At 69.3% G+C, this 12,071-nt stretch carries 11 protein-coding genes; 9 read left to right on the forward strand and 2 right to left on the reverse strand.

The window, feature by feature from the left end; translation table 11 throughout:
• Nucleotides 1–459, forward strand: a 459-nt coding sequence (locus tag WBL05_RS11850; RefSeq protein ID WP_424226166.1) for a helix-turn-helix transcriptional regulator, incomplete at its 5' end; no start/stop codon positions are given.
• A 34-nt stretch (nucleotides 460–493) separates the two neighbouring features.
• Here WBL05_RS11850 and WBL05_RS11855 read toward each other — a convergent pair.
• Together WBL05_RS11855 and WBL05_RS11860 are read right to left on the reverse strand one after the other, a co-directional pair.
• On the reverse strand, nucleotides 494–2,188 hold the full coding sequence (locus WBL05_RS11855) for an alpha/beta hydrolase (RefSeq protein WP_424226168.1): 1,695 nt from the start codon (nucleotides 2,186–2,188) through the stop codon (nucleotides 494–496).
• 55 nt (nucleotides 2,189–2,243) lie between these two features.
• Nucleotides 2,244–3,491, reverse strand: a complete 1,248-nt coding sequence (locus WBL05_RS11860) for an isochorismate synthase (RefSeq protein WP_424226170.1) — start codon at nucleotides 3,489–3,491, stop codon at nucleotides 2,244–2,246.
• Nucleotides 3,492–3,663: 172 nt separating this feature from the next.
• Here WBL05_RS11860 and WBL05_RS11865 point away from each other — a divergent pair, with 172 nt between their 5' ends.
• From WBL05_RS11865 to WBL05_RS11900, 8 genes are all read left to right on the forward strand, one after another.
• Nucleotides 3,664–4,944: a geranylgeranyl reductase family protein gene (locus tag WBL05_RS11865; RefSeq protein ID WP_424226179.1), complete on the forward strand. Its 1,281-nt coding sequence runs from the start codon at nucleotides 3,664–3,666 to the stop codon at nucleotides 4,942–4,944.
• 127 nt (nucleotides 4,945–5,071) lie between these two features.
• A complete protein-coding gene (locus WBL05_RS11870) occupies nucleotides 5,072–5,431 on the forward strand; it encodes an NADH-quinone oxidoreductase subunit A (protein WP_424226171.1) in 360 nt (119 codons plus the stop codon).
• 18 nt (nucleotides 5,432–5,449) lie between these two features.
• Nucleotides 5,450–6,007: a NuoB/complex I 20 kDa subunit family protein gene (locus WBL05_RS11875; protein WP_424226173.1), complete on the forward strand. Its 558-nt coding sequence runs from the start codon at nucleotides 5,450–5,452 to the stop codon at nucleotides 6,005–6,007.
• Between the two features lie 236 nt (nucleotides 6,008–6,243).
• Nucleotides 6,244–6,933, forward strand: coding sequence for an NADH-quinone oxidoreductase subunit C (locus WBL05_RS11880; RefSeq protein WP_424226180.1), 690 nt, complete (start codon nucleotides 6,244–6,246; stop codon nucleotides 6,931–6,933).
• Complete coding sequence (locus WBL05_RS11885) at nucleotides 6,930–8,300, forward strand: NADH-quinone oxidoreductase subunit D (RefSeq protein WP_424226175.1); 1,371 nt, start codon at nucleotides 6,930–6,932, stop codon at nucleotides 8,298–8,300. Before WBL05_RS11880 ends, WBL05_RS11885 begins: the two co-directional genes overlap by 4 nt.
• Before the next feature lie 31 nt (nucleotides 8,301–8,331).
• Nucleotides 8,332–9,084, forward strand: a complete 753-nt coding sequence (gene nuoE, locus WBL05_RS11890) for an NADH-quinone oxidoreductase subunit NuoE (protein ID WP_424226176.1) — start codon at nucleotides 8,332–8,334, stop codon at nucleotides 9,082–9,084.
• Entirely contained in the window at nucleotides 9,081–10,421 is a 1,341-nt protein-coding gene (gene nuoF, locus WBL05_RS11895; protein WP_424226177.1) for an NADH-quinone oxidoreductase subunit NuoF, read from the forward strand. Before nuoE ends, nuoF begins: the two co-directional genes overlap by 4 nt.
• Nucleotides 10,418–12,071 (forward strand): NADH-quinone oxidoreductase subunit G (locus WBL05_RS11900; RefSeq protein WP_424226178.1); only part of this gene is annotated, 1,654 nt, incomplete at its 3' end. The genes nuoF and WBL05_RS11900, both read left to right, overlap by 4 nt.

The following is a 12,071-nucleotide window of genomic DNA, read 5'->3' on the forward strand; positions in this document are numbered from 1 at the left end:
CTGGTGGGTCTGGCCGAGGACGCCCTGCGGCACTACGCGTCCGCCATCGATGCCATCAGCCGGGGGCTGGACCGCGCCGTCGCCGACGGTGTACGGCAACCGTTCGCCGGTCTGCAGGGACGGTTGCCCGTGCTGCTGCGTCGTCACCTGCAGGTCGTCGGCAGCCACCGTGACTTCGTCACCCAGCTGTTGGCCGACGCCCGGGCGACCGCCGCACCGACCAGCGCCGCGCCGGTCGCACTGCCCAGCGGCGAACCGCTGACCGAGCGGGAGCGATCGGTGCTGGCGTTCCTGCCCACGCTGAGCTCCAACCTCGAGATCGCCCAAGCGCTCGGCATCTCGGTGAACACCGTCAAGCAGCACCTCAAGTCGATCAACCGCAAGCTGGGGGTGAGCAGCCGACGCGACGCCGTCCGGGTGGCCGATCGGCTCGACCTGCTGCCCCGCGGCGTCACCTGACCCGGACCCGACCCGACCGGGTCAGGGCGCCGGGTCAGCGCGGCACGATCGAGGCGCTGATCGCCTGCTGAATCCGGGCCACCTCGTCGGCGTCGGCGGGCTGGCCCAGAACCGCATTCCACACCGGCACCAGCACCGAACGGTAGCTGTGCGCGTGTCCGGCGTCCGGATCGAGCGCGCCCGGCATGTCGAGCATCAGCTGCCAGAACGTCACCCAGGGACGCCAGCGCATCGAGGCGTCCACGTCGTGGCCGGCGCGTTCCCTCGCCCAGTCCGGTTCCCGCCAGAGCAGGTCGACCGACCACCAGACCACCGGGTCGGAGGCGTGCTGGACGTAGACCACCCGCGGGTCCTGCCACGGCAGGTAGGTGCCGCCGTAGTGGTCGTGCGCCAGTTCGGCCGGGGTGGTGATGAAGCGGATGTGGCGTCCGTTGTCGATCACCGGCGCCACCTCCGGGGAGCCCGGCCGGCGGTTCTCGGTGAGGTGCGACCACAGCGGGGTGAAGTTCGGCGTGCCGACCCAGACCGCGGCGTCCGCCTCGGTCAGCAACTGCTCGGGTGAGTCGAAGGCCGCCTGGCTGCCGTACGATCCCAGCGATTCACCGCTGACCAGCAGTTCCGGGCGGTCGTCCGGCGGCAGCTGCGACCAGCGCTGGTGCACCGCCTGCCACAGCGCGCGGCCGGCCCGGGCCGGGCTCTCCCGGTCGATCACGTAGGCCAGCCCGCTGGGCAGGAAGGAGTACTGCATCGACGCCGACGCGCAGTCGCCGCCGGTGAGGTACTCCAGCGACGACAGGCTGTACTCCTCGACCCAGCCCTCGCCGACCGCGGTGGCGACCAGCAGGTACGACCGCTGCCAGGCGTCGGTCCGGTCGAGCTCGGCGACCACCGCCCGGGCGGTGGCCTCGATGTCCCGGTCGTCGCCGATGGCGGCGTAGGCGCGGATCGGTTCGATGGCGGGTCGGTGGGTGACCGCCTCGATGTCGGCGGCCCGGGGGCCGTCGGCGACCACCGCCTGGCCCTGCGCGCCCAGGGTGTCCCAGCGCTCCCAGGACGCCGGGCTGCCCGACCGGGTCGGCTCGATGGGTGGCACCCGGTTGTCCCAGGGGGTCCGGTTCGCGGTCGCGGACCATTCGATGATGGTCTCCAGGAGCGGTCGGACGACCACCCCGTTGGTGACCGCGACGACCAGCAGCCCCACCACGACCAGCGAGCTGATCGGGGCCAGCCAGCCTGGCAGCACGACGGCGAACCGGTGGCTCAGCCAACTCGCCAGCTTCCGGACGCCGCGAGCAACCCCCAGCAGCACCGCGAACAGCACCGCACCCAGCAGCAGGCCCCCGGTCTGGCCGGCCCAACCGGCCGAGGGTACGCCTACCAGGGCTTCCAGCCGGTCCTGCCGGTGTACGTTGGCCACCCACGACCACAAGGTGGTCGCGACCAGCAGCGCGAACCAGCTCCGCCGCAACCAGCGGCCCCACACCGGGTCGATACTGACCCGCAGCGTGGAGGCCCGGGTGAGCGCGATCCACGCCGTCTGCAGCAGGGTGCCGACTGCGTACCCGAAGATGCTGGACACCGCCACCGTCAGCCCGCTGGCCCACCAGCTGCGTGGCAGCAGACTTGGGGAAAGGGCTACCCACGACATGGCCAGGGCGACGGTGGCGCCGGTGGCTGACAGGGAGCGCAGGAGAGGTCCCTTGTCCGGGGTGAATCGGGTAGCCGGCACCAGATCAGGATAATCGTCCGGGGACGCGGCCGGCCGGGACGGCCAGCGCGGTGGGTCACCAGCTGCCGCGCAGCGCCGACTTCATCGGCGCCAGCTTGGCCTCGGTCTCTACCAGTTCGGTGTGCGGGTTGGACGCCGCCACCACCCCGGCCCCGGCGTACAGCCGGATCCGGTTCCGGTCGGGGCCCTCCAGTTGTCCGCAGCGCAACGCGATCGCCCACTCGCCGTCGCCCTGGGTGTCCATCCAGCCGACCGGGCCGGCGAAGCGTCCCCGATCGAGTTGCTCGTGCTCGGCGATCAGCCGCCGGGCCACGTCGGTGGGCGACCCGCACACCGCCGCCGACGGGTGGGCGGCCTGCGCCAACCGCAGGGTGCTGTGCTGCTGCGCCGACACCCCGGTCACGTCGGTCGCCAGGTGCATCACGTTTGGCAGCGTCAGCACGTAGGGTGCCTCGGGGACGTGCATCGCGGTCAGCAGCCCGCGCAGCGACGACACCACCGACTCGACCGCCAGCCGGTGCTCCTCGAGGTCCTTGATCGACGACACCAGCCGAGCCGCCTGCTGCACGTCGTCGACGCCGTCGACCCTCGGGATGGTGCCGGCCAGCACCCGCGAGCCGGTCAGCCCGTCGCGGCGGCGCACCAGCATCTCGGGGGTCGACCCCACCAGGCCCTCGATCAGGTAGGTCCAGCATCCGCCGTAGCTGCTCAGCAGTTCGCGGAGCGGCCAGCGCGGGTCCAGCGGCCGGTCCGCCTCGCCGACGATGTCGCGGGCGAGCACCACCTTGCGGGCCTCGCCGTCCCGGATCCGCCCGGTCAGCTCGCGCAGCCGGCCCATCCACTCCGATTCGCTGAGACTGCCCTGGCTGAACCGCAGGCCGACTGGGGGTCTGGGCGGACTGACCCGCTCCGGCAGCTCGGGGGTGACCCGGTCGTAGCCCAGGCGGGTGAGCCAGCACTTGCCACCCCGGCGGCCGATGATCAGTTCTGGCACCACCAGCACCGACCGATACTCGGTGTTGCCCGGGTCGAAGCAGAAGCTGCCGCAGGCCAGCGGTCCGGTGCCGTACCGGCCGGGCATCTCCGACTCGTTCTCGATGGTGGCGGCCAACTGCGACCACCACTCGTCGGCGGCGAGCATCGAGTCGGTCTCGAACCGCGCGATCTGCCCGAGCCCGACGAATCCCTCCCGGCCGCGCAGGAAGGCGACGTCCCGCGGGCCGAGGAAGTCGGTCAGCAGACCCGGGTCGGGAATCGAAATCGTGGCGGCGTGCAGTCGCGATGACCCGGGATTGACGATCATCCCCAGAACGCTACCCGACTGGCCCGGCGGCGAACCATCGTCGCGCTGAGCAGGGCGTCGGTAGCGCGGCCGGACGATGTGGATAGACTGCCCGGAGCCAATCGGCAAGGAGGTGCCCATTTTGTCCGACCCCGCACGGCCACCCGGCATCGCCGGACCACGCGCCTCGACCATGTCCCTGGCTGGTCCGCAACAAGAGCAGGACGCCGACGTCATCGTCGTGGGTGCCGGCCCGGGCGGCTCCTCGGCGGCCACCTTCCTGGCCCGGCAGGGCCTCGACGTGCTGCTGCTGGAGAAGTCCGAGTTCCCCCGCGAGAAGGTGTGCGGTGACGGCCTGACCCCCCGCGCGGTGCGGATGCTGGTTCGGCTGGGCATCGATACCAGCCCGCAGGCCGGATGGCTGCACAACAAGGGGCTGCGGGTCTACGGCGCACGTCCCGAGCCGTTCGACATGCCCTGGCCCGAACTGGCCGACTTCCCCGACTACGGGCTGGTCTGCCCGCGCTCGGTCTTCGACGACCTGCTGGCCGGTACCGCGGTCGAGGCCGGCGCCCGGCTGCACACCGGCGTCCGGGTCACCGGGCCGATCCTGCACGAGCGCAGCCAACGGGTGCTGGGGGTGACCGACGCGTCCGGACGCAGCTACCGCGCCCCGATCGTGGTCGGCGCCGACGGCAACTCCGCGCGGCTGGGTGTGCAGCTGGGACGCGAGCACGACCCCCGGCGTCCGATGGGGGTGGCGGTGCGCAGCTACTACACCAGCCCACGCCACGAGATGGAGTGGATGGAGAGCTACCTGCAGCTGTGGGACGGCCGGCCCGGCGAGTCCAACCTGCTGCCCGGCTATGGCTGGGTCTTCGGGATGGGCGACGGCACCGTGAACGCCGGCCTGGGCATGCTCAACACCAGCAGTGCGTTCGGCAAGACCGACTACCGCGACCTGATGCGGCGCTGGCTGGACAACACCCCCGAGGAATGGGGATTTCGGGAGGCGAACCGGCTGCAACCCATTCGCGGAGCCGCGTTGCCGATGGCGTTCAACCGCAAGCCGATCTACCAGGACGGACTGCTGCTGCTCGGCGACTCGGCCGGCATGGTCAGCCCGTTCAACGGCGAGGGCATCAGCTACGCGATGGAGTCGGCGGAGATGGCCGCCCGGTCGATCGCCGACGCGCACGCCCGCGGCTTCGGCAGCCGCGGTGCGGAGCTGTCGTTGGGCACCTACGCCGACCAGGTCAGGGCCGCCTGGGGTGGCTACTACCGGCTGGGCACCATCTTCGTGAAACTGATCGGCAACCCGACGGTGATGCGGCTGTGCACCACCTACGGGCTGCCCAGGCGCCGGCTGATGAGGTTGGTGCACAAACTGTTGGCCAACCTCACCGATGAACACGACGGCGACGCGTACGATAGGCTCATCAACGCGCTGTCCAGAATCGCTCCCGCAGCGTGATCTTTGGACCGGGCTGGGCCAGAATAGGGCTGGGTGGCCGCACCGTGGGGTTGGCTGCCCGGCTTCATCTCCGGGACGAACCGGGGAGGATCCCCACGAAGGAATCGAGCAGAAGGGCGGGGCAGGCATGAACGCCTACATCCCCATCGCAGGGCTGGTCGCCCTGGCCACGATCTTCGTCCTGGCCGCGATCCCGCTGAGCACCATCATCGGTCCATCGCGGTTCAACCGGACGAAGTACGACTCCTTCGAGTGCGGCCTGCAGGCCACCCCACCGCCGGCCAACGGGGGTCGCTTCTCGGTGAAGTACTACACCACGGCGATGCTGTTCATCATGTTCGACATCGAGATCGTCTTCCTCTACCCGTGGGCCGTCGCCTTCGACATGCTCGACCAGCTCGCCATCGTCGCCATGATCATCTTCATCGTGACCGTCTTCGTGGCGTACTACTATGACCTCCGCCGTGGCGGCCTGAACTGGGATTGAACCGGAAGGAAAGATCGGATGGGTCTGGAAGACAAGGTTCCCTCAGGAATACTGCTGACCACCGTCGAAGCGGTGGCCGGCTGGACGCGCAAGGCGTCCTTCTGGCCGCTGACCATGGGCCTGGCCTGTTGCGCGATCGAGATGATGCAGTTCGGCGGCCCGCGTCACGACGCCGGCCGGTGGGGCCAGGAGGTCTTCCGGGCCTCGCCCCGGCAGGCCGACCTGATGATCGTCTCCGGCCGGGTGAGCCAGAAGATGGCCCCGGTCGTGCGGCAGCTGTGGGACCAGATGCCCAACCCGAAGTGGTGCATCTCGATGGGGGTGTGCGCCAGCACCGGCGGCATGTTCAACAACTACGCCCTGCTGCAGGGCGTTGACCACATCGTGCCGGTCGACATCTACATCCCCGGCTGCCCGCCGCGTCCCGACATGCTGATCGACGCGGTCTTCCAGTTGCGCGAGAAGGAGGTCCAGTGGGGCCCGATCGGCGCGAACCGCGAGAAGCAGATCGCCGAGGATGAGCAGGCAGCCCTCGAGGCGCCGGCCCTGCTCGAACGGAAGGGGCTCATGCGATGAGCGACACCGACAACACGCCCCGCCAGCCCGACGACAAGGATCCGCAGAAGCAGCGCCACGAGGCGGCCAGCGAGGGTACCCCGCGCCAGGCCGACCGCGCCAGGCAGGCGGCCGAACCCCGCGACCCGGAGGTCGTCGGGACCGCTGACCACTACACCGCCGGCCCGACCGAGGTGCTGGCCGGGGACATCACCGCACCCGGTCCCGAGCAGAGCGGTGAGCTGACCCGCGAGGACCTGCACACCCACCTCGACCAGGTGCTCGCCCAGACCGAGGCCGAGGGCCCGGTGATCGGGGTGCGTGAGGGCATGTGGGGGCCCGGTCACGGCCCGGGTGACACCTCCGGGTTCGACGGCATGCACCGAATCATCCAGCTCAACGGGAACGCCCAGCCGCCGTTCGGCGGCTGGTTCGACGACGTCGCCGACCGGATGGCCGAGCTGGTGCCACACTTCGCGTCCCGGGTGCTGGTCTGGCGCGACGAGATCACCTTCGTGGTGCTGCGCGAGAAGCTGCTGCCGCTGGTCAAGGTGCTCCGCGACGACCCGGCCCTGCGCTTCGAGGTCTGCATGAGCGTCTCCGGCGTCCACTACCCGAACCTGGCCGGTGCCGAACTGCACGCCGTCTACCACCTGCTCAGCTACACCCACAACCGGCGGATCCGCCTCGAGGTGGCCTGCCCCGACGAGGATCCTCACATCCCCAGCATCTGCAGCGTCTACCCGATGGTGAACTACCACGAACGCGAGACCTACGACATGTTCGGGATCATCTTCGACGGCCACCCGGGGCTGACCAGGATCCTGATGCCCGACGACTGGGTCGGGTTCCCACAACGCAAGGACTACCCGCTGGGCGGCATCCCGGTCGAGTACAAGGGCGCGGTCGTGCCGCCCCCGGACGAGCGCAGGAGTTACCAGGCATGAGCGAGAAGACCACGCCGAGCTACGGCGTCCCCGGCGACGAGGACGTCTTCGCTGTTCCCGGTGAGCCGGCCGTCGACCAGGCCTACCTGGCAACCGGGTCGGACTGGGCGAAGATCATCGAATCGCAGCGCGAGCGGGCCGACGAGATCATCGTGATCAACCTCGGCCCGCAGCACCCGTCGACTCACGGGGTCATGCGGCTGGTGCTCGAGATGGATGGCGAGACCGTGATGAGCTGCCGGCCCGGCATCGGGTTCCTGCACACCGGCATCGAGAAGAACGCCGAGTTCCGCACCTGGATGCACGGTCCGACGTTCTGGACCCGGATGAACTACGTGGCCAACATTCACAACGAGGCCGTCTACTCGATGGCGGTGGACAAGCTGCTCGGCATCACCGACGACATCCCCCGGCGCGCCACCCAGCTGCGCATCCTGGCGCTGGAGACCAACCGGATCGCGTCCCACCTCACCGGGGTGGGCGCGAACTGTCTGGAGCTGGGCGCCACCTCGCCGCAGGAGGTCGGCCTGCGCGAGCGGGAACGCATCCTGGAGTTCACCGAGGCGGTCACCGGCCTGCGGATGAACAACGCCTACATCCGTCCCGGCGGGGTGCAGAACGACCTGCCCGACGACGGTATCGACCTGTTGGACGAGCTGATCAAGCAGCTGAGGATCAACGTCCCGGAGATCGCGTTGTTCATGCTCGACAACCCGATCTTCAAGGGACGCCTGCAGGGCGTGGGCTACCTCGACCTGGCCGGCTGCATGATGCTGGGAGCCACCGGCCCGGTGCTGCGCGCCACCGGTTACCCGTGGGACCTGCGCAAGACCCAGCCCTACCTCGGCTACGAGCAGTACGACTTCGACGTCTGTGTCGAGGACAGCTGCGACGCCTACGGCCGGTTCAAGATCCGCTGCGACGAGATGATGCAGTCGATCCGGATCCTCGAGCAAGTGCGCGACCAGTTGGTCGAGAGCGCCGGCGAGCCGTACCGGGTGCAGGACCCGAAGCTGGAGTGGCCCGCCGAGCTGACCGTCGGCGCCGATGGCCAGGGCAACTCGAACGAGCACATCAAGCACATCATGGGCGAGTCGATGGAGGCCCTGATCCACCACTTCAAGAAGGTCACCGAGGGCTTCGGGGTGCCGGCCGGCGAGGTGTACGTGGCGATCGAGGGCCCCGGCGGCGAGTTGGGCACCCACCTGGTCTCCGACGGCGGCAAGCGGCCCTACCGCGCCCACATGCGTGACCCAGGCTTCAACCACGTGCAGGCGCTGCCGATCATGACCGAGGGCGCCATGCTGAGCGACCTGATCATGGCGGTGGCCAGCATCGACCCGGTGATGGGTGGCGTCGACCGATGACGAACCCGAGGTTTACAAGGAGCGAAACCGCATGAGCCTGCACGACGAGCACCACTTCGTCTCGGCCTATGACGACGGGTCCGGCATCGACGCGGCCGACCCCCGGACCAGCATCACCGCCGAGACCATCGAGGAGATGCGCCAGATCGTGGCCCGCTACCCCGAGCCCCGCTCGGCGCTACTGCCGATGCTGCACCTGGTGCAGAGCGTCGACGGCCGGATCAGCGACGCCGGCGTCAGGGCCTGTGCCGACGTGCTGGGCATCTCGACCGCGCAGGTCAACGGCGTGGCCACCTTCTACTCGATGTACAAGCGCCAGCCCGCCGGGGAACACCACATCGGGGTCTGCACCACCACGCTGTGCGCGGTGATGGGCGGCGACGTGCTGCTGGGCCAGATGAAGCAGAAGCTCGGCATCGACGAGGACGAGACCACCCCGGACGGCAAGTTCAGCCTGGAGCGGCTGGAGTGCAACGCGGCCTGCGACTTCGCCCCGGTGATGATGGTCAACTGGGAGTTCATGGACCGGATGACCCCCGAGAAGGCGAGCGAGCTCATCGACAACCTGGCTGCCGGCCGCGAGGTGCGCTCAACCCGCGGCGCCCGGCTGACCAGTTGGCGCGAGGCCGAGCGGGTGCTGGCCGGCTTCCCCGATGGCCGCGCCGACGAGGGCCCCACCGCCGGCCCGGCATCCCTGGAGGGTCTGCGGATCGCCCGGGAGAAGGGCTGGAAGGTCCCTGAACCACCGACCGCTCCCCAACTCGAGGAGGGACCGTCGAAGTGAGTGTCGACATCCTGACCCCAAGCCTCACCAACAACTGGGACCAGCCGGAGGCCTGGAAGATCGCCACCTACAAGGCAGGCGGCGGCTACGACGCCGCCCGCAAGGCGCTGGCGATGGCACCGGCCGACCTGATCACGCTGGTCAAGGACTCCGGCCTGCGGGGGCGGGGCGGTGCGGGCTTCCCCACCGGGGTGAAGTGGAGCTTCATCCCGCAGGACAACCCGAACCCCAAGTACCTGGTCATCAACTGCGACGAGTCCGAGCCGGGAACCTGCAAGGACATCCCGATGCTGATGGCCACCCCACACACGCTGGTGGAAGGCATCATCATCAGCTGCTTCGCGGTCAACGCCCACCACGCGTTCATCTACGTCCGCGGTGAGGTACTGCACGTGATCCGCCGGCTGCAGCAGGCCGTCGCCGAGGCGTACCAGGCCGGCTACCTCGGCAAGGGCATCTTCGGCACCGACTACGACCTCGACGTCGTCGTGCACGCCGGAGCCGGCGCCTACATCTGCGGTGAGGAGACCGCGCTGCTCGACTCGCTTGAGGGACGCCGCGGCCAGCCCCGACTGCGGCCGCCGTTCCCCGCGGTGGCAGGCCTGTACGCCTCACCCACCGTGGTCAACAACGCCGAGTCGATCGCCTCGGTACCGTCCATCGTCGCCAACGGCGCCAAATGGTACAAGTCGATGGGCACCGAGAAGTCGGCCGGCCCGACGATCTACTCAATCAGCGGCCACGTGCGGCGTCCCGGTCAGTACGAGGCACCGCTGGGCACCACGTTCCGCACCCTGCTCGACCTGGCCGGCGGTATCCGCGCCGGGCACCAGCTGAAGTTCTTCACCCCGGGCGGGTCGTCCACGCCCATCCTCACCGCCGACCACCTCGACGTCCCCCTTGACTACGAGGGCGTCGCGGCGGCCGGCTCGATCCTGGGCACCAAGGCGCTGCAGACCTACGACGAAACGGTCTCGGTGGTGCGGGCGACGCTCCGGTACACCGAGTTCTACAAGCACGAATCCTGCGGCAAGTGCACCCCGTGCCGGGAGGGCAGCTGGTGGCTGGTGCAGACGCTGCGCAACCTGGAGGTCGGGCGCGGCCAGACCGGTGACGTCGAGAAGCTGCTGGACGTCTGCGACAACGTGTCGATGAAGAGCTTCTGCACGTTGGCCGACGGCTTCGTCGCCAACATCACCAGCTCGATCAAGTACTTCCGGGACGAGTTCGAGGCTGGCTACCACACCCCGGCCTGGGAGCTGTTCCCATATGAGAAGTCCGTCTACTTCCCCTATGAGCGGGAGAAGATCACCGTGAATGAGGTGGCCGACAAGTGAGCACCGACCAGAAGACGGGCACCGAAGTCGTCAACCCCGATCTGGTGACCGCAACCATCGACGGCATCCAGGTCAGCGTGCCCAAGGGCACCCTGGTCATCCGGGCCGCCGAGAACATCGGCATCGAGATCCCGAGGTTCTGCGAGCACCCGTTGCTTGACCCGGTGGCGGCCTGTCGCCAGTGCCTGGTCGAGGTGCCGGACGCCGGCAACGGGCGCCCCATGAAGGCCCAACCGGCCTGCGCACTGACCGTGATGCCCAACATGGTCGTCCAGACCGCCGAGACCAGCCCGGCGGTGGCCAAGATGCAGGAGGGCATGCTGGAGTTCCTGCTGCTCAACCACCCGCTCGACTGCCCGATCTGCGACAAGGGCGGCGAGTGCCCGCTGCAGAACCAGGCGCTGAGCCACGGGCCGGGCGAGTCGCGCTACGAGGGTGTCAAGCGCACCTATCCGAAGCCGGTCAACGTCTCCGCCCAGATCCTGCTCGACCGGGAGCGCTGCGTGCTGTGCCAGCGCTGCACCAGATTCGGTGCCCAGATCAGCGGCGACGACTTCATCTCGCTGGCCGAACGCGGCGGATTGAGCCAGATCAGCATCTACGCCAGCCGCCCCTACGAGAGCCTGTTCTCGGGCAACATCATCCAGATCTGTCCGGTCGGCGCGCTGACCAGCGCCGACTACCGCTTCCAGGCCCGGCCATTCGACCTGGTCAGCACCGTGTCCACCTGCGAGAACTGCGCCGCCGGTTGCGAGCTGCGGATCGACCACCGGCACTTCCAGGTCAAGCGCCGGCTGTCCGGTAACGACCCCGAGGTCAACGAGGAGTGGAACTGCGACAAGGGCCGCTTCGGGTTCTACTACGGCCGGCAGGACGACCGGCTGACCCACCCGCTGGTCCGCCGCGGCGTTGAACTGGTGCCGGCGAGCTGGCCAGAGGCGATCGACGTGGCGGTGGCCGGGCTGAAGGCGGCCGGCAGCTCGGTGGGCGTGCTCACCGGTGGCCGGCTCACACTGGAGAACGCGTTCGCCTACTCCCGGTTCGCCCGCCAGGTGCTCGGCACCAACTCGATCGACTTCCGCGCCCGCCCCTACGGCCCCGACGAGGCCAGCTTCCTGGCGTCCCACGTCGTCGGCCGCACGCTGGAGGACTCGGTCACCTACACCGACCTGGAGAACGCCAGGAAGGTCGTGCTGGTCGGTTTCGAGCCCGAGGACGAGTCACCGATCGTCTTCCTGCGGCTGCGCAAGGCATGGCGCCAGAACTCCACCGCGATCACCGCCATCGCGCCGTTCCTCACCAACGGCTCGGCGAAGATGGGCGCCAGGCTGGTAGCCACCGCGCCGGGCGGCGAGGTGGACGCCCTCGATGCCATCGCCGACGAACTGGACGCCGACACCATCGTCCTGGTCGGGGAGCGGGCATCGCTGGTTCCGGGTCTGCTGACCGCGATCACCGAACTGGAAGCCCGGAACATCCGGTGGGCCTGGATTCCGCGCCGGGCCGGTGAACTGGCCGCACTGGAGGCCGGCTGCCTGCCCGGGCTGCTGCCCGGCGGCCGGCTGGTCTCGGACGCCACCGCCCGGGTCGACCTGCAGGCCGCCTGGGGTGCCGAGCACCTGGCGGGCGAACCGGGAGTAGGCGAACGCG

The organism is Brooklawnia sp., from assembly GCF_049651565.1.
Lineage (GTDB): Bacteria > Actinomycetota > Actinomycetes > Propionibacteriales > Propionibacteriaceae > Brooklawnia.

Coding starts and splice junctions, on each gene's coding strand:
- WBL05_RS11860 (WP_424226170.1), bottom strand. CDS start 3,491: ATGATCGTCAATCCCGGGTCATCGCGACTGCACGCCGCCACGATTTCG.
- WBL05_RS11865 (WP_424226179.1), top strand. CDS start 3,664: ATGTCCCTGGCTGGTCCGCAACAAGAGCAGGACGCCGACGTCATCGTC.
- WBL05_RS11870 (WP_424226171.1), top strand. CDS start 5,072: ATGAACGCCTACATCCCCATCGCAGGGCTGGTCGCCCTGGCCACGATC.
- WBL05_RS11875 (WP_424226173.1), top strand. CDS start 5,450: ATGGGTCTGGAAGACAAGGTTCCCTCAGGAATACTGCTGACCACCGTC.
- WBL05_RS11885 (WP_424226175.1), top strand. CDS start 6,930: ATGAGCGAGAAGACCACGCCGAGCTACGGCGTCCCCGGCGACGAGGAC.
- nuoE (WP_424226176.1), top strand. CDS start 8,332: ATGAGCCTGCACGACGAGCACCACTTCGTCTCGGCCTATGACGACGGG.